Annotated in this window: 27 protein-coding genes, 1 pseudogene and 1 riboswitch; of the genes and pseudogenes, 26 read left to right on the top strand and 2 right to left on the bottom strand. The window is 49.2% G+C overall.

All coding sequences use genetic code 11. The features are described 5' to 3' along the window. Nucleotides 1–196: 196 nt before the first annotated feature. A complete protein-coding gene (locus tag NR121_RS20710) occupies nt 197–733 on the bottom strand; it encodes a hypothetical protein (RefSeq protein ID WP_062410316.1) in 537 nt (178 codons plus the stop codon). A 175-nt stretch (nt 734–908) separates the two neighbouring features. Here NR121_RS20710 and NR121_RS20705 point away from each other — a divergent pair, with 175 nt between their 5' ends. The 10 genes from NR121_RS20705 (at nt 909) to rsmI (ending at nt 8,279) form a co-directional block, all read left to right on the top strand. After that, nucleotides 909–1,106, top strand: a complete 198-nt coding sequence (locus NR121_RS20705) for a sigma factor G inhibitor Gin (protein WP_054819627.1) — start codon at nt 909–911, stop codon at nt 1,104–1,106. A 102-nt stretch (nt 1,107–1,208) separates the two neighbouring features. Next, nucleotides 1,209–2,696 (top strand): aminotransferase class I/II-fold pyridoxal phosphate-dependent enzyme, encoded by a 1,488-nt coding sequence (locus NR121_RS20700; protein ID WP_306274599.1) that lies wholly within the window; start codon nt 1,209–1,211, stop codon nt 2,694–2,696. Nucleotides 2,697–2,708: 12 nt separating this feature from the next. Beyond that, entirely contained in the window at nt 2,709–3,347 is a 639-nt protein-coding gene (gene tmk / locus NR121_RS20690) for a dTMP kinase (RefSeq protein ID WP_256831850.1), read from the top strand. 119 nt (nt 3,348–3,466) lie between these two features. Then, complete coding sequence (locus NR121_RS20685; protein WP_062410320.1) at nt 3,467–3,796, top strand: cyclic-di-AMP receptor; 330 nt, start codon at nt 3,467–3,469, stop codon at nt 3,794–3,796. A 20-nt stretch (nt 3,797–3,816) separates the two neighbouring features. Then, nucleotides 3,817–4,263, top strand: coding sequence for a YaaR family protein (locus tag NR121_RS20680; RefSeq protein ID WP_062410321.1), 447 nt, complete (start codon nt 3,817–3,819; stop codon nt 4,261–4,263). Between the two features lie 67 nt (nt 4,264–4,330). Continuing rightward, a complete protein-coding gene (holB, locus tag NR121_RS20675; RefSeq protein WP_137671184.1) occupies nt 4,331–5,308 on the top strand; it encodes a DNA polymerase III subunit delta' in 978 nt (325 codons plus the stop codon). A 2-nt stretch (nt 5,309–5,310) separates the two neighbouring features. Beyond that, nucleotides 5,311–6,114, top strand: a complete 804-nt coding sequence (locus tag NR121_RS20670) for a PSP1 domain-containing protein (RefSeq protein WP_062410323.1) — start codon at nt 5,311–5,313, stop codon at nt 6,112–6,114. A 37-nt stretch (nt 6,115–6,151) separates the two neighbouring features. Next, nucleotides 6,152–6,535, top strand: a complete 384-nt coding sequence (locus NR121_RS20665) for an initiation-control protein YabA (protein WP_054819630.1) — start codon at nt 6,152–6,154, stop codon at nt 6,533–6,535. A 62-nt stretch (nt 6,536–6,597) separates the two neighbouring features. Next, nucleotides 6,598–7,392, top strand: coding sequence for a tRNA1(Val) (adenine(37)-N6)-methyltransferase (locus tag NR121_RS20660; RefSeq protein ID WP_054819631.1), 795 nt, complete (start codon nt 6,598–6,600; stop codon nt 7,390–7,392). Further along, the gene (rsmI, locus tag NR121_RS20655; protein WP_171006035.1) at nt 7,383–8,279 is read left to right on the top strand and encodes a 16S rRNA (cytidine(1402)-2'-O)-methyltransferase; all 897 of its coding nucleotides are present in this window, start codon (nt 7,383–7,385) and stop codon (nt 8,277–8,279) included. The genes NR121_RS20660 and rsmI overlap by 10 nt, the downstream gene beginning before the upstream one ends. Nucleotides 8,280–8,737: 458 nt before the next feature. Here the strand turns inward: rsmI and NR121_RS20650 are convergent, their stop codons facing one another. Then, a complete protein-coding gene (locus tag NR121_RS20650) occupies nt 8,738–8,992 on the bottom strand; it encodes an AbrB/MazE/SpoVT family DNA-binding domain-containing protein (protein ID WP_010501678.1) in 255 nt (84 codons plus the stop codon). Between the two features lie 384 nt (nt 8,993–9,376). On the opposite strand from NR121_RS20650, the gene NR121_RS20645 reads away from it, so the two are divergent. The 16 genes and pseudogenes from NR121_RS20645 (at nt 9,377) to fin (ending at nt 23,043) form a co-directional block, all read left to right on the top strand. Beyond that, entirely contained in the window at nt 9,377–10,663 is a 1,287-nt protein-coding gene (locus tag NR121_RS20645) for an HD domain-containing protein (protein ID WP_256831848.1), read from the top strand. 36 nt (nt 10,664–10,699) lie between these two features. After that, nucleotides 10,700–11,467, top strand: coding sequence for a TatD family hydrolase (locus NR121_RS20640; protein ID WP_054819633.1), 768 nt, complete (start codon nt 10,700–10,702; stop codon nt 11,465–11,467). A 224-nt stretch (nt 11,468–11,691) separates the two neighbouring features. Next, nucleotides 11,692–11,875: riboswitch (cyclic di-AMP (ydaO/yuaA leader) on the top strand. Between the two features lie 281 nt (nt 11,876–12,156). Continuing rightward, nucleotides 12,157–13,296: a resuscitation-promoting factor gene (locus NR121_RS20635; protein ID WP_174351227.1), complete on the top strand. Its 1,140-nt coding sequence runs from the start codon at nt 12,157–12,159 to the stop codon at nt 13,294–13,296. Between the two features lie 108 nt (nt 13,297–13,404). Continuing rightward, nucleotides 13,405–13,959, top strand: a complete 555-nt coding sequence (gene rnmV, locus NR121_RS20630; RefSeq protein WP_174351228.1) for a ribonuclease M5 — start codon at nt 13,405–13,407, stop codon at nt 13,957–13,959. Further along, nucleotides 13,956–14,882 carry a 16S rRNA (adenine(1518)-N(6)/adenine(1519)-N(6))-dimethyltransferase RsmA gene (rsmA, locus tag NR121_RS20625; RefSeq protein WP_054819634.1) on the top strand — a complete coding sequence of 309 codons (927 nt, stop codon included), beginning with the start codon at nt 13,956–13,958 and terminating at the stop codon, nt 14,880–14,882. The genes rnmV and rsmA overlap by 4 nt, the downstream gene beginning before the upstream one ends. Before the next feature lie 81 nt (nt 14,883–14,963). After that, nucleotides 14,964–15,842, top strand: a complete 879-nt coding sequence (yabG, locus tag NR121_RS20620) for a sporulation peptidase YabG (protein ID WP_062410330.1) — start codon at nt 14,964–14,966, stop codon at nt 15,840–15,842. 221 nt (nt 15,843–16,063) lie between these two features. Then, nucleotides 16,064–16,336 (top strand): biofilm formation stimulator Veg, encoded by a 273-nt coding sequence (gene veg / locus NR121_RS20615; protein ID WP_054819635.1) that lies wholly within the window; start codon nt 16,064–16,066, stop codon nt 16,334–16,336. A gap of 151 nt (nt 16,337–16,487) precedes the next feature. Beyond that, nucleotides 16,488–16,667, top strand: a pseudogene (locus NR121_RS20610) (small, acid-soluble spore protein, alpha/beta type); the annotation flags it as partial. Between the two features lie 286 nt (nt 16,668–16,953). Beyond that, on the top strand, nt 16,954–17,808 hold the full coding sequence (gene ispE, locus NR121_RS20605) for a 4-(cytidine 5'-diphospho)-2-C-methyl-D-erythritol kinase (RefSeq protein ID WP_062410331.1): 855 nt from the start codon (nt 16,954–16,956) through the stop codon (nt 17,806–17,808). Between the two features lie 135 nt (nt 17,809–17,943). After that, on the top strand, nt 17,944–18,786 hold the full coding sequence (gene purR, locus NR121_RS20600; protein WP_062410332.1) for a pur operon repressor: 843 nt from the start codon (nt 17,944–17,946) through the stop codon (nt 18,784–18,786). Nucleotides 18,787–18,793: 7 nt separating this feature from the next. After that, complete coding sequence (locus tag NR121_RS20595) at nt 18,794–19,183, top strand: RidA family protein (protein ID WP_054819637.1); 390 nt, start codon at nt 18,794–18,796, stop codon at nt 19,181–19,183. Nucleotides 19,184–19,305: 122 nt separating this feature from the next. Further along, nucleotides 19,306–19,590: a septation regulator SpoVG gene (spoVG, locus tag NR121_RS20590; RefSeq protein WP_054819642.1), complete on the top strand. Its 285-nt coding sequence runs from the start codon at nt 19,306–19,308 to the stop codon at nt 19,588–19,590. Nucleotides 19,591–19,724: 134 nt separating this feature from the next. Beyond that, complete coding sequence (gene glmU, locus NR121_RS20585) at nt 19,725–21,131, top strand: bifunctional UDP-N-acetylglucosamine diphosphorylase/glucosamine-1-phosphate N-acetyltransferase GlmU (RefSeq protein ID WP_054819643.1); 1,407 nt, start codon at nt 19,725–19,727, stop codon at nt 21,129–21,131. 106 nt (nt 21,132–21,237) lie between these two features. After that, the gene (locus tag NR121_RS20580; RefSeq protein WP_054819638.1) at nt 21,238–21,879 is read left to right on the top strand and encodes a 50S ribosomal protein L25; all 642 of its coding nucleotides are present in this window, start codon (nt 21,238–21,240) and stop codon (nt 21,877–21,879) included. Between the two features lie 221 nt (nt 21,880–22,100). Further along, nucleotides 22,101–22,661, top strand: a complete 561-nt coding sequence (gene pth / locus NR121_RS20575; RefSeq protein ID WP_054819644.1) for an aminoacyl-tRNA hydrolase — start codon at nt 22,101–22,103, stop codon at nt 22,659–22,661. A 151-nt stretch (nt 22,662–22,812) separates the two neighbouring features. Beyond that, the gene (fin, locus tag NR121_RS20570; protein ID WP_062410335.1) at nt 22,813–23,043 is read left to right on the top strand and encodes an anti-sigma-F factor Fin; all 231 of its coding nucleotides are present in this window, start codon (nt 22,813–22,815) and stop codon (nt 23,041–23,043) included. Nucleotides 23,044–23,111 lie beyond the last annotated feature (68 nt).

Here is a 23,111-nt window from a genome sequence, read left to right as displayed (position 1 = left end):
CACGGCAACGTGTGGAGCTGACGAATACTAATCGGTCGAGGGCTTATCCAAAAAGCACATGAAGATGATCAGCGGCTTGGTTTCGATCCAGTTTTCAGGGCGCAAGCGAAAAGCCATCGTTCAAATCACGAACGTTGGCTTTTTTTAATTCACTTATATCCAAAGGCCTAATGATATGGCTAAGGCGAACATCCCGCTATTGGGCATAGCAGGACGTGTCGTTATCATTAAGTTTCAAGTACCCGTTGGATCGATGTTTACGAAGCAGGAATAGCAGAAGGAGACGGGGAAGCAATAGCCAGATATGGATGAACAGCAGGTAAACCAAATACATAGGTGACATCCAGGGATAGAAGCATCCTATAATAATAAACACGATCCACAATGTGTGCAGATGAAGCCGGCAGGCTTTGGCCAATGCAATATAGCTGTCGGGGACGTATCCCAGCCAAGGGAATCGCATAGACCACTTCCAAGTTTTGGGCGCATGTCTTTCTTTGGTCCGGAGCAGCAATTGAATGATAAAAGCGTGAAGGACGGGGACAACGACAATACCTGACAAGACGGCTGCGGGGTGAATCAGAAAAAAAGACAGCAGCGGAATAATGGCCGCAACAGGCCAGAACATATATGCAAAAAAAGGTTTATAATGTATCCTTTTGAGCAGACGATAGTGATAGATGGTTGAATCTTTGGACAAGCTTCTTTCATTAGGTTTATTGTAAGTATTCAAGGTCTGCATCCACCTGTCTATCGTATAATAGATCCAATACATATATCGGTAAGCTATAGTTAAATTATAAGGCAATACGCACAGGATAAGCATCGTTTACATAAAAATACTTCAGGACGGTTTATTCTTGAGAGAATCGGACATACTGATAGATAAAAGAATAGAGGTGATTGAAATGGGCGATGCGCTGCAGCACGAATGTACAGGACCCTGCATCATCTGCGGACTCAATAAGGAACAAGGCATCATGATTATATCCGAATTTATATGTGACGATTGTGAGAAAGAGATGGTCAGAACGGATGTAAGCGACCCTAAATATCCTTTTTTCATACATCAGATGAAACAAATTATTTATAAAAAAAATGCGTGAACCTTTGCGCGAACCGGCTCATTTTATCTTGAACAAGGATGGAAGCGGGCTTTTTTGTTTGGTACAATACGTGTATTATCGGTTTGTGAAATGAGGATGTTCATGGGATTACATCATAGAGCACCGCTCTTCGAGAAGCTTGCCGCACATGCGCAAAGAAACGCGGTAAGCCTTCATGTACCTGGCCACAAATCCAGGTCAAAGGCATATTCAGGCGCTTGGGGACATTACGGCAGCGTACTGAACATTGATCTGACGGAAATTCCCGGACTGGATGATCTGCACCATCCGGAAGAGGCGATCAAAGAAGCTCAAGAATTGGCCGCGAGTTGCTTTGGAGCGGAAGAAACGTTATTTCTTGTGGGCGGAAGTACGGCTGGAAATCTGGCGATGATCATGTCCGCATGCCGCCCCGGGGATCTTCTGCTCGTGCAGAGAGATGTACACAAATCGGTCATTCACGGGCTTACGCTGGCGGGAGCGCAGGCCGTTTTTATTACGCCCCAATGCGAGCGGCATTCCGGATTGACCATCGGACTTCGTGTCCCAGACGTGGAAGAAGCTCTGAAGCGCTATCCTGAGGCGAAAGGGCTGTTTGTTACGAATCCAAGCTATTACGGAATGGCGGCAGACCTTACTTCTCTGGCTCAGCTGCTGCATGGCCAAGGAAAGCTTCTGCTCGTAGATGAAGCGCATGGCGCTCATTTTGGCTTTCATCCGGCTTTGCCGTCATCGGCGCTGGCCGCGGGCGCGGATGCGGTGGTGCAGTCTACTCACAAAATGCTGACTGCCATGACCATGGGGGCCATGCTGCATGTGCAGGGTGAACGGCTTAACCGTCGTTTACTTCGGAAAGCGCTCGCCATGCTGCAGAGTTCGAGTCCTTCTTATCCGATTATGGCGAGTCTTGATGTAAGCCGGCGGTTGTTGGCGGAGCAGGGGACGGAGCTTCTGGAGCACGGACTTCAGATAATGAACGAGATTCGCAAGCGCCTCGCCGCGCAGCCACGTTGGAAGCTGTGGACGATGCCGGAGAGCCTGCGATCCGGGAACAGCTATAAACAGGATCCTTTCAAAATCGTGCTCAGCGATGCAAAAAATAGACTTTCAGGCTATTCCTTAAAGGAGCAGTTGGAGCTTCGTGGCTGTTATCCTGAATTGGCCGACCCGGAGCATGTGCTATGTGTATTCAGTATAGCCAGTACGCTCCGCGACGGGGAGCGTCTTATAGAAGCGCTCGCCGACATCAACAAGGCCGCAGGAGACTCTCCTTCATCGGAATTGGTTTGTACCAATGCGGAGAGCGAGGTATTGGAGGGGAGCATCTCTGAGCCTGTGTCTTTCGGTTGGGGACAGGAACATCATCATTCTTGTGAGGTTGACATGCTGCCGGTGGCCGAATGTGCAGGCCGTAGAGCGGCGGAAATGATCGTTCCCTACCCTCCGGGTATTCCGGTGTTGTATCCGGGAGAGAGGATTACGAAACAAGTGGCGGCCTACTTGGAGCGGCTTACGGTTTTCGGTTCCCGGTTTCACGGGTATGATGTGGCAAAATCCGGAAGAGTGCCGGTATATCAAGCTGGGGAATAAGGAGACGGGAACGTGAGACAAGGTTTTTTTATAACGGTGGAAGGCGGCGAGGGGGCCGGGAAAACCTCGGCGATCGGCGTGATTATAGATCAGGCAGCGGAGCATGGCTATGAGGTGGTATCGACTCGTGAACCGGGGGGAATTCCTATCGCGGAACATATCCGAGCGGTGATATTGGACAAAAGCCACACGGCTATGGATGCCCGTACCGAGGCGCTGCTTTATGCGGCGGCACGACGTCAGCATTTGACAGAAAAGGTCATTCCGGCTCTCCAAGCAGGTAAGGTGGTCATATGCGACCGGTTTATCGACAGCAGTTTGGCTTACCAAGGGTATGCCCGGGGGCTCGGAATAGATGATGTGCTGGCGATTAATCGATTCGCGATCGAAGAGTGGATGCCGGACCTTACTTTATTCATGGATGTGAGTCCGGAAACGGGGCTTGCCCGGATTCATGCAGATCAAGGGCGGGAGATCAACCGGCTTGATTTGGAATCCATGTCTTTTCACCATAAGGTCAGGGAAGGTTATCTGCAGCTGCTGGAGCGATTTCCGGATCGGATGATAAGATTGGATGCAGAGCAAGAGCTGGATGCCGTACTCCGCGAGCTGAAACAAATCGTGAACCAATATCTCCCCAGAAGAGTATAATAAAACTGAAATAATATAAAATCGAGCCTATATTATATAATAGAAGGAATTGTTCAACCTCTTGTCTAATTATAAATGTAGGGACGCGGATCATTCATTTGGCAAAGGAGGCTGGATGTATGAAATTGGTTATAGCCGTTGTGCAGGACAAAGACAGCAATCGCTTGTCCAACGCATTGATTAAAGAAGGCTTTCGCGCTACGAAATTGGCAAGTACAGGCGGATTCTTACGTGCGGGAAACACGACGTTCATCATCGGTACGGAAGACGAACGGGTGAATGAAGCGCTGCAGATCATTAAAGAGAACTGCAAGATCAGGGAACAGGTGGTCACCCCGGTATCTCCGATGGGAGGAACAACGGATTCATACATTCCTTTCCCGGTCGAAGTTCAGGTGGGCGGAGCCGCGGTATTCGTGCTTCCGGTCGAACAATTTGAGCATTTTTAAGGAAAAAGGATGCGGACGATGTGAAAATTAACCCGGGCTGGCGGCCTTTCGGTAAAGAAATTATACGAAGCGAGAACAATTCGTCTCAGCAGCTTCAGCAAAAGTCGTTTAGCGATATGATGCAGCAGCAGGACCAAAGAGCTACCCGGGAGCAGCTTCAACGTATTTTGCAGCAAATTGAACACCAGGGGCAGCGGCTTGCCAAATCGATGACCGTCCGCGAGCTGCGGCAGTATAAGCTGCTGGTCAAGCAGTTTCTTGAGGAAACCGCGCGCCGCGGCGTACAGCTCCGTGAGACGCGAGGGTGGGATCGGCGAGGCAGAGGTAAACGGTATAAGCTTCTGGAGGAAATTGATCGGGAACTGCTTGGATTGGCCGAGGAGATGCTGGATAGTGAGCAAGGACGTATTGAGTTGCTCCGCAAAGTCGGTGAAATTCGCGGCATCCTGATCAATTTGTCTTTTTAGATCGGGGCTGCTCATCATAATGGCCTTGATAGAGGTTTTCTTATAACGGAAAGGAATAGAGACAGTCATGTCTTTTCAATCCATAGCAGGACAGGAACGTGTAAAACGTATTTTACAAAACAGTCTTCGAACGGATAAAATATCGCATGCCTATATTTTCACGGGGCCGTCCGGAACGGGACGAAGGGCGATGGCCAAAGCTTTTGCGCAAGCAATTTATTGTAAGGTGCTGCCCGATGATGCCTGCGGTGAATGCTTGGACTGCCGCAAGGTACTGCATGGAAATCATCCTGATTTGCACGAGGTGAAGCCGGAGGGGGCCTCAATTAAGATTGAGCAAATCCGGGAGCTTCAAAAGCAATTCGCTTACCGTGCCTCGGCTTCCGGAATCAAGATGTATATTATTGAGGAAGCCGAAAAAATGACGGTTCAGGCTGCGAACAGCTTGCTTAAATTTTTGGAAGAACCCGCATCCCAGGTTGTGGCCATTCTGATCACGGATAACGGACAAGCCCTGCTTCCGACAATCCGCTCCAGATCACAATGGATTCCCTTTGTGCCAATCGGCCGGAGTGAAATGCAAAAGGCGCTGCTTCAAGAAGGGCACCCGGCTGTCCTGGTGCAAGCCGCTGTGCATATGGCGGCGGGAACGGAAGCGGCTCGCGGGTTGATTCAAGGAAATGGGTTTGCAGAACTTCGAAATCTAGTGATACAATTAGTAAGGGAAAGTTTGACCCGGTTGCCCGCCGCTCTGCTGACCGCACAGCAGAAGCTGACGAAGGGCGAATTTTCCGAACAACTGCCAAAATTTATGGATATGCTTATTTTGTGGCTCAAGGATATGGTACAGCTTAGCTTGGGCAATAGGGACGGACTGATTTATTCCGATCAGGCCGATTGGATGTCGAAGCAAGCTTTGTCTTACCCGATCGAGCATTGGATCTACTGTCTCGAGCAGGCGGTAGAGACGCAGAAACGATTGCGGTTTCATGCCAATCCCCAGCTGGCGCTGGAAAATATATTTATGAAGCTTAAGGGGGTGTAGGATTGTTCTCCGTAGTAGGTGTTCGCTTCAAAAAAGCGGGTAAAATTTATTACTTTGACCCAAGTGATCTTCCGGTCGACCAAGATAGCGCCGTGATCGTAGAAACGGCTCGCGGTGTTGAATACGGTAAGGTTGTGATCGGTCGCAGGACGGTTGGAGAGTCCGATGTGGTTCTTCCGCTGAAGAAGGTTATCCGCATCGCTGACCATCAGGATGCCAAGCTGGTAGAGGATAACAAGCAGGCGGCCAATAATGCATTTACTATTTGCCAGGAAAAGATTAAGGATCATCAGCTTCGTATGAAACTGGTGGATGTTGAATATACATTTGACCGAAACAAAATAATTTTTTATTTTACGGCGGAAGGACGAGTTGATTTCCGAGAGCTGGTGAAGGATTTGGCCGGGATTTTCCGGACACGCATCGAGCTTCGCCAGATCGGTGTCAGGGACGAAGCCAAAATGCTGGGCGGCATCGGACCATGCGGACGCATCCTGTGCTGCTCTTCTTTCTTGGGGGATTTTGAGCCGGTATCGATCAAAATGGCTAAAGATCAAAACTTATCGCTCAACCCGACGAAAATATCCGGTCTTTGCGGACGATTAATGTGCTGCTTGAAATATGAGCATGATAATTATGAAAGTGCCAAGGACGACCTGCCCCGTGTCGGCAGTGAAGTGATTACATCGTTCGGAAACGGAAGGCTGATCTCCTTAAATGTATCCGAACGTATGGCTAAAGTACAGATTTTTGAACTCAAAAAAGTGATGGATCTTCCTTTGGATGATGTGGTGGAGCAGCTCTAAGCTATTCGCTGCTTCCGCGGCTTGAGGTGAAGAAAGAGTGAATAAAAGGGATATATTCGTACAAATCGAACAGTTGGAAGAGCAAACGGGTGTTGTGCATTCCGAGCTCGGATCTTTGAAGCGGCAAATTATTGAGCTGCTTGAGGAAAACAAGCGGCTGAGCATTGAGAATCAGCAGCTGCGCAAGCTGTTAAAGAAAGAGACGGAGCCGATCACTCCTGCTCTTCTGGCGGTAGGTAAAGTCGCTGACGCAAGTACGGATCCTGCGGCCGCCTCCGTTTTAGTCAAGGAGCCTACCGGTGAAGGCTATGACAATCTGGCCCGCATCTATCATGAAGGATTCCACATTTGTAACGTGAATTACGGGCATTTGCGAACGGAAGGCGATTGTCTGTTTTGCATGTCATTTTTGAATAAATAAAAGCGAACCGTAGGGAGGATGGACTTCTCTACGGTTTTTTTGAAGGAAAGAGGAATTTTGTGTTGGAACAAGTACCGGTATATGAATATGAAAGGGTCGACGATTTATTAACCCAACAACTGAAAATCATTCAAAGCGATGAAGTATTCAGCTTCTCCATGGATGCCGTTCTGTTGGCGAGGTTTTGTTCTGTTCCGCATACGGGCAGCATTGTCGATCTGTGTTCAGGCAATGGGGTTATACCGCTGCTGCTGACGACGCGAACCCGTGGATCGATTATCGGGGTGGAGATTCAAGAGCGTCTGGCCGATATGGGGAAACGGAATGTGCTGCTCAACGGATTGGAAAAACAAATTACGATGATCCATGGTGATTTGCGTGATGCCCCTGATCAGCTTGGCCATGGGCAATTTGATCTGGTGACCGTGAATCCGCCTTATCTGCCCGTTCCCAATGGGGAACAGAATGTGAATGCTCATGTCGCCGCAGCCCGGCACGAGGTGTACTGCACACTGGATGATGTCGTGCGGGTAAGCAGCCGGCTCGTTCGCAGCGGCGGTCGGGTAGCGATGGTGCATAGGCCAAGCCGGTTGGTTGATATTTGCTGCACTATGCGAAAATACCGGTTGGAACCCAAACGCATACGTTTTGTTCATCCGCGGGCAAACGCGGAGGCCAACATGGTGCTGATCGAAGCGCTGCGTGATGGCAAGCCGGAAGTGCGCATGCTTCCGCCGCTGATTGTGTACAAGAACGAAAAGGAATACACCGACGAACTGTTCGAAGTGTACTATGGCCGTCGAGATAAACTTGCTTATACAGAGAACATATATAATAGAAGGAATAGATCAACTTGAACATTCAAAAGAGTTACCATGATGCTGGAGAGCAGCGCGGAAAACTGTATTTGGTTGGGACGCCGATCGGAAATCTGGAGGATATGACGTACCGGGCGGTTCGCGTACTGCGGGAAGTTCAATGGATTGCCGCTGAAGATACCCGGCAAACCCGTAAGCTGCTTACGCATTTCGACATTGCTACGCGGATGGTCAGCTACCACGAACACAATAAGCATGCGAGCGGACCGGAGCTGGTGCGGCTAATGCAGGCGGGCGATTCCATCGCGCTGGTCAGTGATGCAGGGCTTCCGGCCATTTGCGATCCCGGGGCAGATTTGGTAAGGCTTGCGATTGACGCTGAAATCGACGTTATCCCGGTTCCCGGTGCTAATGCGGCTCTCTCCGCGCTCATCATGTCCGGGTTACCGACTGAGCGCTTTACCTTTGTCGGTTTTCTGCCGCGAGACAAGAAGCCGCTGGAAAAGGAGCTTAAAGCGCTAAAGCGTGAGCCGGGCACGGTACTCTGCTATGAATCGCCTCATCGGCTGGTAAAAACGTTAACCGCCATGTCGGAAATCCTTGGCGAGGACCATGAAATTTGTCTTATCCGGGAACTAACCAAAAAGTATGAGGAAGCCGTCCGCGGTACGATCCGGGAATGCTTGGCTCATTTGGACGAGCACCCGCCCCAAGGCGAGTATTGCCTTGTTATTCGCGGCAGCAACGGCGAAAGCTCTGCTGAGTCGGATGATGATGCCGCATGGTGGACTGGCTTGACGCCGCAGGAGCATGTAGCGCGGTACGAGGCTGAGGGCTTCGACCATAAGGAAGCGCTGAGACGCGCCGCCCAAGACCGCGGCGTCCCCAAGCGCGAGCTATACAATCTGCTTCACCAGGGCAACTGATTTTTGGTTTTGCTTTTTGGTTTGTGGGTTTTGTTGTTGTGGTTGACCTTGCCTTTGATCTTGCGATGCTGCCTTGGCAGCGAGCTCACTTTGCCCGAACAAGAGCTGTTGAGGCTTGCCCCGGATGCGTCCCCACGGCGGTCAGTCGCTCCAAAAAACACCCAAAGTCCGCACATGCACTCCAACGGAAGAACGCCGCAATCAAGCGTGTGCCCGATCACCTCATCCAAGAGGTGATTCCGAACGTTAGCGCTCCTCCCGCTCAAACGTCCATCAAGGCGCCGAGCGGGGTCCAGGGGCAGCCGCCCATGGGGTCCCCCTTGGAAGGGGGATTTAGGGGGTTGATTAAAAAAAGAACCCTAATTCGAGGAAACCACGAATCGGGGTTATAGAGGAGATATGAAAAAGGTTAGAATTACCTTAGATAAAATTGCTATCTTCATTATACCTTATTTTTTTTATTTTGTCACAGGTATTGGCATTTCAGATAAACATTCATGACAGACAATTTTCCCTTTGAAATAAGAGACGTTCTCAGCATTGCCGCAGAAGATACAGGCCGGCTCATATTTCTTCAACATAATGCGCTCTCCGTCTACGTAAATTTCAAGAGCATCTTTTTCGCCAATGCCTAACGTTCTGCGAAGTTCGATAGGAATAACGACACGACCCAGCTCATCAACTTTTCTTACGATACCTGTAGATTTCATCATAATAAAAATTCCCCTCTCCAAGAAGTATAAGTAAGAAGCATTTTGGAAGAAAATTAATCGTCATGATTCGACATAATTCTTTACGAATATGATACCAACCATTCCAAAAATAGTCAACTAAAAATTGAGTCAATTTCATGTTATTTTATGGAATATGACTCTGTATTTGTTATATCTTAAAGAAAAAATCGAGTAAAATGTGAGATATCACACATTTTTGCAAAGTGTATTGTCACAAAAAATACGATTTTTCATTATTTTATTTCACCGTTTACATAGAAAAAAAAGTAAGGATTGGAAAGTAAAATCGACATAATTCGACAAAATTATCAAATATACTGATTTGTTTGTCGAATAATAGTTCATTGATCAAGGAGGAAAGCTATGAGCACGCCGATGAAAGAAGAAAAGGTGTTCAAGGATCCGGTACATAAGTATATTTATGTGCAAGACCAAACGATTTGGGATCTGATCAATACAAAAGAATTTCAAAGGCTGCGTCGTATCCGTCAGCTTGGCACATGCTTTTTGACCTTTCACGGTGCAGAACACAGCCGGTTTTCTCATTCGCTTGGTGTTTATGAAGTCACACGCAGGATTATATCCCAGTTTGAACGGAATCAGTATGAGGATTGGCCCAAAGAGGAACGACTGCTGTGCCTGTGCGCTGCTTTGCTGCATGATGTTGGACACGGTCCGTTCTCCCATTCCATTGAAAAGACGTTCGGGAGCCACCATGAAGAATGGTCGTGCCGCATTGTTCTGGGGGATACGGAAGTCAATCAAGTGCTGCGGCGCGTATCTCCGGCATTCCCTCAGCAAGTGGCTGACGTCATCTCCAAAACGTATCACAGAGAAATCGTCGTCAGTCTTGTATCCAGCCAGCTGGACGCCGACCGGATGGATTATTTGATTCGGGACGCTTATTTTACCGGGGTGAATTACGGTACCTTTGATTTAGATCGGATTCTTCGGGTCATGCGCCCGTACCAGGGACATATTGTAGTCAAAGAGAGCGGCATGCATGCTGTGGAAGATTATTTGATGTCACGATATCAAATGTATTGGCAGGTTTATTTTCATCCGGTAACCCGCAGCGCGGAAGTGGTGCTCCACAGTATTTTCCAAAGAGCCAAAAAGCTTTATGAGGAGGGATACCGGTTCCAGTTTATGATTGCTCCGCTGCATAAGCTGTTTCAGCAGCAGTTGACGGTAGACGAATATTACTTCTTGGACGAAGCGTTCATGCAAACCGTCTTGATGCAGTGGTCCCTGGAGAAAGACCCGATTCTCTCCGATCTGTGCTCCCGGTTTTTGCAGCGGCGTTTGTTCAAATATATAACGCTCGAGCGTATCGACACTCAACTGATGGAACGCCTGGGAAGCTTGCTGCAAAGCTTTGGAATCGATCCGGATTATTACCTGAAAATTGATTTCCCGTCGGATCTGTCGTATGATGTGTACCGTCCCGGAGAGCAGGATGAGAAGCTGCCTATCTTGCTGCTGGATTCCAAAAACACATTATCGGAGATCTCCTGCAAATCGGAGATTGTCCGCTCGATCAGCGGTATTCATATGGGGAAATACCATTTGTATTACCCTCATGAGCTGCTGTTGAACCATCTGCAGGAACTGGACGCTGATGTTCGCATCCTGTTAGGTCTGTCCTGAACATTGTCGCAATGGCGAAGAAAGGGGTATGTTCATATGCTGATCGACACGCATGTGCATCTAAACGTACAGGCATTCGATGAAGATCGACACGAAGTGATTCAAAGAGCAAGAGAGAACGGAATTAGTCACATGATCAATGTCGGATTTAACAGGGAAACCATTCCCAGCTCCATCGCTTTGGCAGAACAGTATGACTTTATCTATTCGACCGTGGGTTGGCATCCGACAGACGCAAAGGATATGACCCCGGACGATTTGGAATGGATCGAATCGCTTTGCCGCCATGAGAAGGTGGTAGCTATAGGAGAAATCGGGCTGGATTACTATTGGGATACGTCTCCAAAGGATGTACAAGCCCGTGTGTTTCGTGAGCAAATCCGGCTCGCACGTAAGCTCGGCATGCCGATTGTCATCCATAACCGGGATGCGCATCACGATGTTGTGCAAATTTTGCGCGAAGAAAAGGCGGCGGAGGTTGGCGGTGTGATGCATTGTTACTCCGGGAGCTGGGAAACAGCCAAAATGTGCCTTGACATGAATTTCTATATCTCGTTTGGAGGACCGGTCACGTTTAAGAATGCAAAACAGCCCAAGGAGGTGCTGGAAAAAGTTCCTCTCGATCGGCTGCTTATTGAAACGGACGCGCCTTACCTTGCTCCTCATCCGTATCGGGGCAAGCGGAATGAATCGTCTTACGTTCGTCTTGTAGCTGAGACGGCAGCCCAAATCAAGGGCATTTCACTGGAAGAATTGGCCGGGATTACCTCGAGGAATGCCATATCCATTTTCGGTATAAAGTGAATTTTCACACAAAAGAACACATGTCTTTTTTTATACAAAACAAGATAATCGAAGAAAACAAAACAAAAAACTGTGACTAATGGAGAAAAAGATGGTTTTGGTTTAAAAATTAATAAAAAACAATGATAATTGAGTAAAATCCGAGATTTTTTTCAAAGTTTGTATACTTTACAATTCCAGCCTTCACATCGTACACTCAATATTAACTTCATACGATTGCCAAAATTCCAACATCGCTGAGTTCCGTAAGGGAACGGGGGAACCGCATCGCGGATGTCACAGCGCTACGCTGTTGATGAACGTGGTGTTTATAGGGGTGAATCTTGGGGCAGGCAGCTGCTTCCGAGTAGGGCGACTCTCAAGTCCGAATCCGTCAGCTAACCTCGTAAGCGTTAAGAGAGAGGTAACGATTGTCGTCGGCTTAACTTTTCATTTTGAGGAAAATGAGAAAAGTCACGGGAAGGTTCCTCTTCTCCGCTGACTTTTTTTTGTATTCCCCCGTCATTGGGATAACGATCCAAGCCGGTTCATAAAAAATAAGATTCCAGGAGGTGGCCTTAGGCAAGTACGGTTCTGATAGCCGTTGAAGCAAACGTTGGTAATTGGAGAAGAATATACTTTACCATAGTCGCGTCAGATCTAATCATGCATAACACTCGGATGGCGGGGCTTTAAGGAGGACCGAACAAGTGGGCGTTGTGACACCTGAACAAACCCATGAAAGACGATCATCCAGCTTGTCCTTCGCATTGCGATGGAAGCATGAAAACTTGCGTATGATATCGATCATTGCACTCATATTATTCGCTATGACTTTCATGTTTTTAATCATGTATTACGGTACGTCAATCAAAAGCGTATCGGTTGTTGTAGACGGAAAAGAGCAAACTTTCCAAACTAGAGAATCAGTTCTGCAGCATATACTGGATGAGCAAGGCATCTCTGTCGGTGAACACGACCGTGTGTCGCATTCTCTGGATGATTCGGTGGAATCGGGAGATCGAATTATTATCGAGAAAGCCAAACCGGTACAATTGACAGACGGTGGGCAAACCAAGACCGTATATACGACAGGAAAGACGGTCAAACAGCTATTTGACGATCAGAAGATCAAGCTCAGTGAACTTGATAAAGTGACTCCCGCTTTGAATGCGGCAATAAACGAAAATAGTGAAGTCAAGATCGTCCGTGTCAAGAAAAATGTTGAGGAAATCAAAGAACCGATCGCTTTCGAAACGGTAAAAAAGACGGAGCCGAAGCTGATCAGAGGCAAAGAACAGGTTATTCAAGAAGGACAAGAGGGCGTTCTGCTCAAGAAGAAAGAAAAAGTCTATGAAGACGGTGTGCTCGTATCCGAACAAATCGTTGACGAAAAGATTCAAACCCAAAGTGTGCAAAAAATTATTGCGGTGGGAACGAAGAATCCCGTAGTAACACTCTCTTCGTCTTCGCCAACCTTGGAACAGGTGACCAGAAACGGCGTGAAGTTCGACGTTAAACAGGTCATCAATAACGTGAAGCTCACTGCGTATAGCGCGGGACCGGCCTCGACAGGCAAGGATCCGGATCATCCGCAGTATGGAATCACGGCATCAGGTACGAGAGTAACGGAAGGTCGCACGATTGCAGTCGATCCAAAGGTCATTCCGATAGGCTGGTGGGTTTATATTGAAGGTCTGGGCTTCCGCAGAGCGGAAGACACCGGCAGCGCAGTCAAAGGAAATAAAATCGACGTTTATTTCGACAGCCATGATTATGCTTTGCGCTTCGGAACAAAACATGGCGCAACCGTATATATCATCGGTCCAAAGAAGCCGTCGGCTGATTAAGGATGGGCAATTAGGGCAGACTCATCATATATAGAACAGATGAAGAAGAGGTACGGCTAACGTCCCTCTTCTTTTCTCTTGTTGCGAAAGTAGGTACGGACGAATTCCATGATCAAAGAGATTATTGTTGTTGAAGGCAAAGACGATACGGTTGCGATTAAACGGGCCGTCGAAGCGGAAACGATCGAAACCGGCGGTTCCGCAATCAATAAAGAGGTGCTGGAGCGTATCCGGTTGGCGCAGGAACGCAGAGGCGTAATCATTTTCACGGACCCTGATCATGCAGGGGAGAGGATACGTAAAATCATCGCCAAGGAAGTCCCCGGCTGCAAGCATGCGTTCCTGACGCAGGAGGCGGCCACCAGCCGCGGCGACATTGGGGTGGAGAACGCATCGGTGGAAGCGATTCGTTCCGCGCTTGTGAATGTACGCACGGATTATATGGCCCAAGGTACGGAAATCGGCTGGAACGATCTGCTGGAGGCCGGTCTGATCGTTCACCCGGCGGCTGCCGCCAGAAGGCTTGAGATGGGCAAGCGGCTTGGTATCGGTTATTGTAACGGAAAACAGTTTTATCATCGCTGCCGCATGTTTCAAATTACAAAAGAAGAATTCGAGGCGGCGCGGCGGCATTTGGATGAAGAAGAGGGTGCAGCGTTATGAGTACCAATCGCTTTACAGATACGGCGGATGCGGGACAAGCGTCTGTGGAGGACATCGCCTCGCCGAAAAAAACCAAAGAGCTGATGCAGAAGTTCGGCTTTACCTTGAAGAAAAGCTTAGGTCAAAACTTTCTTATTGATTACAATATTTTGCATAAAATCGTTTCTGCAGCGGACTTGACCCCTCAAAAAGGGGCGCTGGAAATCGGTCCCGGGATCGGAGCCCTAACGCAGCAGCTGGGCAAGGCGGCAGGACGGGTAGTGGCCATTGAGATCGACCAAAGACTACTGCCGATGCTTGAGGAGACATTATCCCCTTATCCTCATACGACCGTTGTCCACGGCGATGTGCTGAAGGTTGATCTGAAGGAGCTGTTCGAGCAGCATTTTCAGGGCGTCTCGCAAGTTAGCGTTGTCGCCAACCTCCCTTACTATGTGACCACTCCCATTATTATGAAGCTGCTCGAAGAAAAGCTGCCCCTGGAGAATATCGTCGTCATGATTCAGAAGGAAGTGGCCGACCGGATGGCTGCGAAGCCGGGAGGTAAAGATTACGGCAGTCTCAGTATTGCGGTACAGTATTATTGTATCCCCGAAGTCGTAACGATCGTCCCGCGCACCGTGTTTATCCCTCAGCCGAATGTGGATTCGGCGGTCATTCGGTTGAAAGTAAGACAGACGCCTCCTGTGGATGTGGAAGACGAGGCCTTTTTCTTTGACGTGGTCCAAGCCAGCTTCGTGCAGCGGCGCAAAACGATATATAACAATCTAGCGGCGAAATATTTCTCCAAAGAAACGAAAAGCGAGCTGGAAGTCATCCTGCAACAATCAGGCATCGAGCCCTCCCGCCGCGGGGAAACATTGTCTATGGAAGAATATGCCGTACTGAGCCGGAACCTTGCCAGAGCGTTAAGTTCCCGTTAACTCCTCCATAGGGGTTATAGGCAATTCACCTGCACCATTTGCCTATATCCGCCATACGATAGACGAGGAGGCGATGCAGCCATGAAACAGGGAGACCTCGTCACTCGTAAGTCGTATGGCGGTGACATAGTTTTCAAAATCCAAGAAATCAGGCAGCAGCAGGCGGTGCTCCGCGGAGTAGAGCTGCGGCTTTTGGCCGATGCTCCGCTTCCGGATTTGGAACCCATGCCTCAGCTCGATCCTTTTCAATATTTGGGTTTGATCCGTCCGAAATGGTTGGATGCCATGAGGCGCACGAATGCATCGCAATCTCAAGCAAGCCCGAACGCGGGGGATAGCAGCACAGCTCCGGGTGCGGCGCCCAAGTCACGTCCGACTTATTTTGACGTGCCGGGTAAAGTGCTGCATCTGGATGGCGATCCAGTTTATCTGCGCAAATGCATGGTCTTATACGGAGAGCTCCGGGTACCGGCCGAAGGATTCTATGTGACGGAAGCCCATATGGCCGATGCGCTCTACCGCCTGCTGCCCCAAATCCAGCCCGATATTGTAGTGGTGACCGGACATGACGGCCTTCTGAAGCACCGGAGTAGAGGGGACATTACCTCGCTTAGCAGTTACAAAAATTCGCATAATTTCGTGAATGCGGTGCACGCAGCAAGGCAATATGAAAAAAACCGTGACGCATTGACGATTATCGCCGGTGCGTGCCAATCCCATTTTGAAGCGCTGCTGCAAGCCGGAGCCAATTATGCCAGTTCCCCCGCCCGTGTGCTGATTCATGCTCTTGACCCGTTGTGCATCGCGGCTAAAGTGGCTTTTACGCCCATTCGCGATACGGTGAATATCGTAGATGTCATTGGGCTCACACACAGTGGTTTGGAGGGGCTCGGCGGCATAGAATCACGAGGCAGCTATCGCCGGGGCGTGCCCAAAATTCAACACGCAAATCAGACTTAAGCGCCGAAAGGTGCTTTTTTTCTTTTTCAATTCTCCAATCCATCCAGAATAATTTTTGACAATTCTGTGAATGAAAGTAAAGGTGATTTATGTTTTTCTGCAGAAACCAAGGAAAAAAAGTCATTGACAACACGTTTGTATGGCTGATATAATATTCAGCTTAAATTGACATACTACCTTTGTTGCGTTATAATTAAATAGGAAAGAGGTGGTAGTGATCAATGGCTAAAAATACGCTGTTGGATATCAAACGCAGTTTGGAACCTCATGTCGGACAAAAGATCATGTTAAAAGCAAATGGCGGTCGCCGCAAGACCATCGAAAGATCCGGTGTATTGGAGGAAACCTATCCTTCCGTATTTATTGTGAAGCTGGATCAGGAACACCAGACCTTCAAGCGCGTTTCTTACAGCTACGCAGACATTTTGACGGAATCGGTTGAAGTGACAGTGCAAGGCGATGACGGAGAAGTGCGGATTACAATACAACAATAATACATAAACGGTTGGCTTGCTCGAGCGGTCAGCCGTTTTTGCTTGTGTACTTCATAAGACGGTGCTGCCGTCGATAAAGTTGCATGATTTCCTGGAATCGGCGCATACTAGCTTTTACTAACTTCAAATCAACAGCGAAGGAGGTAAGGTTATGGGGCGCAGAAATCGCAGAGGGGTTATGTCCGATGCTTTCAAATATGAACTTGCCAAAGATCTCGGCTTCTACGAAACCGTACAGCGAGAAGGCTGGGGCGGCATAAGAACGAAGGATGCGGGCAATATGGTAAAGCGGGCAATCCAAATTGCGGAGGGAACGTTGCAAAAGCAGAACCCGATCCCGGTTGGAAACGTAGGGATGGCTCCCGGACAAGGTACGATTCCCGCGCAGGGGGCGATAGCGTCGCCGTTTCAGGAATCCCTAGCGCCAAGGTACGGCGGCGTGCAGCCAACTGTACAGACGCCGGTGTATTCCCCGTACTCCAGGCCGTAATTGCACCATTAAAGAAAGCTAGAGCAGCCAAGAGGCCGCTTTAGCTTTTTTTTGTGCCGTTTTTGGTATAGTATTAGGAGAAGAACGGTAAGCCCGTATAGACAGACAGTTGTAAAGAAGGTGTCCTATGAAGGTATTCGAGAAAGCCCCGGCAAAAATCAATTTGTCCCTGGATGTATTATATAAGCGTGAAGATGGCTATCATGAAGTGGAGATGGTTATGACCATGGTCGATCTGGCGGACCGGATCGAAATGCAGGAGCTGCCGCGCGACACGATCATCATATCGAGTCAAGCCGGGTACATACCGCTGGATGAAAAAAATCTCGCTTTTCAAGCCGCTCGTCTGATCAAAGAGCGATATGACGTTAAGCAAGGAGTATATATTCATTTGGATAAGAAAATCCCGGTAGCTGCGGGACTTGCCGGCGGGAGCAGCGATGCCGCGGCTACCTTGCGTGGGCTGAATCGGTTGTGGAGGCTTGGCATAGGGATGAAAGAACTGCAGAAGCTCGGGGAAGAGCTCGGTTCGGATGTGCCATTCTGTGTAACCGGAGGAACAGCGATTGCACGGGGACGCGGCGAAAAGCTGGAGCCGATCGAATCACCCCCGCAGTGTTGGGTTATTCTGGCTAAGCCCCCGATCAACGTGTCTACATCGGAAATATACGGCAAGTTGCAGGTCGGCGCCATCCGGAAGCATCCTTCCACTGCGGGAGTGCTTGAGGCGATCCGGGAGAAGCGGTTCGAACAGCTGTGCGGGGAGCTCGGCAATGTGCTGGAGGAAATTACGCTGGAGCTTTACCCGGAGGTGCGGCAGCTGAAAGAAGTAATGGCTAAACTGGGGGCTGACGGCGTATTGATGTCGGGGAGCGGTCCTACCGTTTTTGGACTGGTTTCGAAAGAAGCCAAGGTTCCTCGCATTTATAACGGGCTAAGAGGCTTTTGCAAAGATGTTTATGCTGTAAGACTGCTGACTTGAACAAGATGATAATGTCACTTTGGTGTCATTATATTTTTCGCGATGTGCTTGTATAAATACGTATAAAAATGTTATATTTTCATTATATTATTCGGATTTTATTATAACATGCGTGGTAAATTAGGGGGTGCACCAGTGAAAAAAATGAAAAGAAGCGCAAGATTGGTGGAAATGACCCAATACTTGCTAATTCGCCCCCATACGTTGATTCCTTTGACGACTTTCGCTGACCGCTACAACTCCGCCAAATCTTCTATTAGCGAAGACTTGGCCATCATTAAGGAAGTGTTTGAAGAAGAAGGTCTTGGGGAACTGCAGACGCTTGCAGGCGCGGCAGGGGGTGTCAAGTTCATCCCGAAAGTATCAAGAGACCATTCCCTGCAGTTTATCAACCAGCTGTGCAGACAGCTTGAGCAGCCGGAGAGAATACTGCCAGGCGGATATTTATACATGTCCGACATCATGGGACAGCCGATGGTCTTGAACGAAGTGGGCAAAATGTTCGCATCCGTTTTTGCGGGCAAAGACATCGACGTGGTCATGACTGTGGAAACCAAGGGTATTCCATTGGCCTACTCGACGGCCACATATTTAAATTTGCCGGTCGTCATCGTACGCCGGGACAATAAAGTAACCGAGGGTTCAGCCGTAAGCATCAACTATGTCTCGGGGTCGAACAAGCGGATTCAAACGATGTCCTTATCGCGGCGAGCGCTCAAGGAAGAATCCAAAGTATTAATAATCGATGACTTCATGAGGGTCGGCGGTACGATTCACGGTATGATGGATCTGCTGCAGGAGTTTAAAGCTACGGTGAAGGGCGTGGGCGTTTTTGTAGAGTCGGGTGAAGTGGAGGAGCATCTGGTGGAAGATTACGTTTCTTTGGCCAAGCTGTCCGCGGTAGATCCGAAGACAAAACAAATCACAGTCGAGCCGGGCAACTATTTTCGTGAAGGCGATACCTTTGATGAGGAGTGATCAATCAATGACGAACATAAGTATCATTTCAACAGACCAGGCGCCAGCCGCTATCGGTCCTTACTCGCAAGCGGTTCGGGTCGGATCGCTTCTATTTACTTCAGGCCAGATTCCGCTCGGATCGGACGGCCAATTGGTGCCCGGAGGCGTAGAAGAGCAGACCCATCAAGTATTCCGCAATTTAAGCGCAGTGCTTGCGGCAGCCGGAGCGACTTTCCGGGATGTCGTTAAGGCAACCGTTTTCATCAAAGATATGAATCAATTTGCCCAGATCAATGAAATCTACGCTTCGTATTTCGGAGACCATAAGCCGGCTCGCTCGACGGTAGAAGTGGCGCGGCTTCCGAAGGATGTTTTTGTCGAAATCGAGCTTATTGCAGCGTTAAATGTCGAATAATTTTAAAAAGACAAATTATTTATAAAAAAGCGGAAAAATTTTGAATGGAAAGCAGGAATTTGCCCTAAAATGTGGAATTTATACCTCAAGCCAACAAGATGGAAAAAGGTGGTGAACTAGAGGTGCAAATAACTGACGTCAGACTTCGTCGGGTAAACTCCGAGGGCAGAATGAAAGCCATTGCTTCCATTACCATCGATAACGAATTTGTAGTTCATGACATTCGTGTGATTGACGGTAACAACGGCATGTTCGTAGCTATGCCGAGCAAGAGGACGCCGGATGGGGAATTCAGGGATATCGCGCATCCGATTTCCTCTTCCACTCGTGAGAAGATTCAATCGGCGGTACTGACAGAATATGAACGGGCCGCAGCGGATGAAGAAGTAATTGAAGAAGGGGCATAAACCGATGTTCTTAAAGAGCCTGTGGGCTCTTTTTTCTTTTTCCTCATGAAACGGGTGTACGGAGATTGCATTTTGAAGACCCCGACCCGTATACTAACATAGAATGATTAACTTGAACGAAGGGGATGGAAAGCTTGAACATCATGGGAGTCGTGCTCGCCGCAGGGCAGGGCAAGAGGATGAAATCAAAGCTATATAAAGTGCTGCACCCGGTGTGCGGAAAGCCTATGGTCGGTCATGTGGTCACCACACTGGAACATATAAATACTTCGCGTACGGTAGTCGTCGTAGGCCACGGCGCCGAAGCGGTTCAAGCGTATTTGGGGAATCGCGTGGAATATGCATTGCAAGAGAAGCAGCTCGGAACAGGTCACGCCGTCCTGCAGGCCAAACCGCTGCTTGAGGGCGAAGACGGGATCACCATCGTCATCTGTGGAGATACGCCGCTGGTTTCTGCAGAAACGCTGCAGGACATGATTCGGACTCATCAGGAGAAGGGGACGGCCGCTACCATTTTGACAGCGGTGATCGACGAGCCTCGCGGATACGGCCGAATCATTCGGGATGCACAGGGGCATGTCAGCGGAATTGTCGAAGAGAAGGATTGCAATGACGAGCAGCGCAGGGTTCAGGAAATCAACACAGGCACCTATTGCTTCGATAACCGGAAACTGTTCGACGCTCTCGCCTCAGTTAAGAATGACAATGCCCAGAATGAATACTATCTCACCGATGTGATCAGTATTCTGGTCAGTCGTGGTGAAAAAATCGAAGGCTGCGTGATGAAGGATATCCGGGAGTCCATCGGTGTCAACGATCGGCTGGCTCTGTCGCAGGCGGAAGCGGACATGCGTCAGATCATTAACCGGCGCCATATGCTCGGAGGGGTTACGATCATTGACCCTTCGAATACGTATATCGAAGCGGATGTGCAAATCGGTGCGGACACCGTCATTTTACCGGGTACGATCCTTAGGGGCAAAACAGTGATCGGGGAGGACTGTGTCATTGGGCCTCAGGCCGATATCACAGACAGCACCCTCGCCAACGGCATCACGGTCAAGCATTCGGTGCTGCAGGAAGCGGTGATCGGCGCCGGAACGACCGTCGGGCCTTACGCTTACTTACGACCGGGTTCGAATTTGGGCGAAGACGTGAAAATCGGGGACTTTGTTGAGATTAAGAATGCCAGACTGGCTGACGGAGTCAAGGTATCTCATTTGAGTTACGTCGGGGACGCGGTGATTGGACGGAATGTGAACTTTGGCTGCGGCGCGATTACCGTAAACTATGACGGCTATAACAAACAGCTGACCGAGGTGGAGGACGACGCCTTTATCGGCAGCAACGTCAATCTTGTGGCTCCGGTCAAAATCGGCAAAGGCGCTTACGTCGTTGCAGGCTCGACCATCACCGATGATGTCGAAGCGGGGGATCTTGCCATTGCCAGAGAGCGGCAGGTAAACAAGCCGGGTTACGCCGAGAAGCTTCACGCCAAATTTGCGGCCAAGAAAGAGCAGCTGAAGAAGAACCGTCCGTAATCGAACTTCATCGGCAGGACGTATTTCCCTTTCTATGTTTCGAACCTCCTTCAAATGGGTAAATTAGTAGAAGCTTGGGTTTGCCCAGATTGAAGGAGGTTTAACTATGGCAGCAACATTGAAAGCGGAAGCTCGTACAGGCCGAACGAAGGGTGATCTCAACCGGCTGCGTGCGCAAGGAAAAGTACCCGGTATCGTTTACGGAAAAAAAGTGACGCAAACGCCAATCGCCATCGATCAAAAAGAACTGTTTACCCTGTTGAAAACGAATCCGAACGGCATTATCGAGATGGATGTTCCGGGATTCGGCAAACAGCCGGTGATGATCAATGAAGTGCAGCGCGATGTGTTCACCCGTCAGCCGCTGCATGTCGATTTCCATCAAATCAATATGGACGAGCCCGTCACCACGACGGTCCGCCTTGAATTTATCGGAGACCCCGTTGGCGTCAAGGCCGGCGGTATTCTGCAAATCCAGCATCATGAGATTGAGATCCGCTGCTTGCCGCAGCATATCCCGAGTGAAGTAGAAGTAGATATATCCGGTTTGGACGTTGGCGAGAATATCCTCGTGTCCCAGTTAAAACTGCCTGCCGACGTCGAAGTAAAAGCCGATGAGAACGATGTGCTTGCAACGATTCTTCTGCCTCAGAAGGAAGCCGAGGAGGAGCCGGCCGCCGACGAGCCTGCAGCCAAGGTCGAGGGAGCTTTCGAGAAAGAAGAAGAGGAAGCCGACAAAACGGTATAATGTTGAACGTTCGGACGTACGGTCCGTATGTTTTTTAGAGGAAGCGTGTTGATGGGCGAGTCGATCGACACGCTTTTCCATTATGCTCGAATGACAGGAGCTTCTACCGATTCGGGGAAAAGGTTGATGAACGGGGTCATGTGAAAGTTGGCTTGGGGCGCTTTTTCGGGTATGATTAACTCGTAGGAGTTACATGGATGGTTTTGAAAGGAGCAGTTGGCTTGAAATGGTTCGTAGGCCTCGGCAATCCGGGGCGGCAATACGAAATGACGCGGCACAACATCGGCTTTATGGCGCTGGACCGATTCGCCGACAAGCACGGAATCCAAATCTCGCAGAACAAATGCAAGGGCCTGATGGGAGAAGGAATGGTGGCCGGGGAGAAGGTCGTTCTCCTTAAACCGCAGACGTATATGAATCTGTCGGGAGAGTCCGTGCGGGCATTTATGGATTTCTACAAGGCGTCCCCGGACGACCTGATTGTGGTATATGACGATTTGGATACGCCGTACGGGAGTATCCGTTTGAGGTATCAGGGCAGTGCAGGGGGCCACAACGGAATCAAATCCATCATACAGCATCTGGGCTCCCAGAAATTCAATCGAATCCGAATGGGCATTTCGCGTCCGGCACCCGGCCGGGATATTGCCGATTACGTATTAAGTCCTTTTAGCAAAGAAGAATGGCAAAGCATGCCTCAGGTGCTGGATAGAACCTGCGAGGCCATGGAATATGTATTGGAGCACACATTCGAGAAGACGATGGCGAAATTTAACGGTTAGGTTGTTAAGCATTCAAGCTCCAGCGACCCCAGGCTAAAATCCTCCATTCTTGGTCATACTAAGTATGATGTCAGCGGATTGCCGATTGTACCGGTGACCGTTGTCCGTAGAGAAGCGCTTTGCCCGGCAAAGCGGAGAGGAGGAAGGCCGCATGACCGTGAAATACATATGCCGTCATTGCCAAACATCCATCGGGGAGATTCGTCAGGAAGAAGTGAGCGAGTATCAGTTGGGCTTTCATTTCTTGACCCCTGAAGAGCGGAGAGATATAATATCGTATAACCCAAATGGGGATGTCACCGTCAAGGTGGTTTGCGATTATTGCAAAGAAGCGCTGGAGGCCAATCCGGAGCTCTCGCTCCTCGCGAATCCTCTGCAGTAGGGGCTATTCGCGTCCGGCTGTCCGGCATGATGTACATGAATCGGGCCTAAAGCGAGTGCGCTATAGGC

It is taken from the genome of Paenibacillus sp. Pae15 (assembly GCF_024519685.1).
GTDB classification, from domain to species: domain Bacteria; phylum Bacillota; class Bacilli; order Paenibacillales; family NBRC-103111; genus Paenibacillus_G; species Paenibacillus_G naphthalenovorans.
Note: the sequence above shows the minus strand (reverse complement) of the source record. Positions and strands in the feature narration are given on the sequence as shown.

Coding starts and splice junctions, on each gene's coding strand:
- NR121_RS20705 (WP_054819627.1), top strand. CDS start 909: ATGGGCGATGCGCTGCAGCACGAATGTACAGGACCCTGCATCATCTGC.
- NR121_RS20700 (WP_306274599.1), top strand. CDS start 1,209: ATGGGATTACATCATAGAGCACCGCTCTTCGAGAAGCTTGCCGCACAT.
- NR121_RS20685 (WP_062410320.1), top strand. CDS start 3,467: ATGAAATTGGTTATAGCCGTTGTGCAGGACAAAGACAGCAATCGCTTG.
- holB (WP_137671184.1), top strand. CDS start 4,331: ATGTCTTTTCAATCCATAGCAGGACAGGAACGTGTAAAACGTATTTTA.
- NR121_RS20650 (WP_010501678.1), bottom strand. CDS start 8,992: ATGATGAAATCTACAGGTATCGTAAGAAAAGTTGATGAGCTGGGTCGT.
- NR121_RS20645 (WP_256831848.1), top strand. CDS start 9,377: ATGAGCACGCCGATGAAAGAAGAAAAGGTGTTCAAGGATCCGGTACAT.
- NR121_RS20640 (WP_054819633.1), top strand. CDS start 10,700: ATGCTGATCGACACGCATGTGCATCTAAACGTACAGGCATTCGATGAA.
- rnmV (WP_174351228.1), top strand. CDS start 13,405: ATGATCAAAGAGATTATTGTTGTTGAAGGCAAAGACGATACGGTTGCG.
- rsmA (WP_054819634.1), top strand. CDS start 13,956: ATGAGTACCAATCGCTTTACAGATACGGCGGATGCGGGACAAGCGTCT.
- yabG (WP_062410330.1), top strand. CDS start 14,964: ATGAAACAGGGAGACCTCGTCACTCGTAAGTCGTATGGCGGTGACATA.
- veg (WP_054819635.1), top strand. CDS start 16,064: ATGGCTAAAAATACGCTGTTGGATATCAAACGCAGTTTGGAACCTCAT.
- ispE (WP_062410331.1), top strand. CDS start 16,954: ATGAAGGTATTCGAGAAAGCCCCGGCAAAAATCAATTTGTCCCTGGAT.
- NR121_RS20595 (WP_054819637.1), top strand. CDS start 18,794: ATGACGAACATAAGTATCATTTCAACAGACCAGGCGCCAGCCGCTATC.
- NR121_RS20580 (WP_054819638.1), top strand. CDS start 21,238: ATGGCAGCAACATTGAAAGCGGAAGCTCGTACAGGCCGAACGAAGGGT.
- fin (WP_062410335.1), top strand. CDS start 22,813: ATGACCGTGAAATACATATGCCGTCATTGCCAAACATCCATCGGGGAG.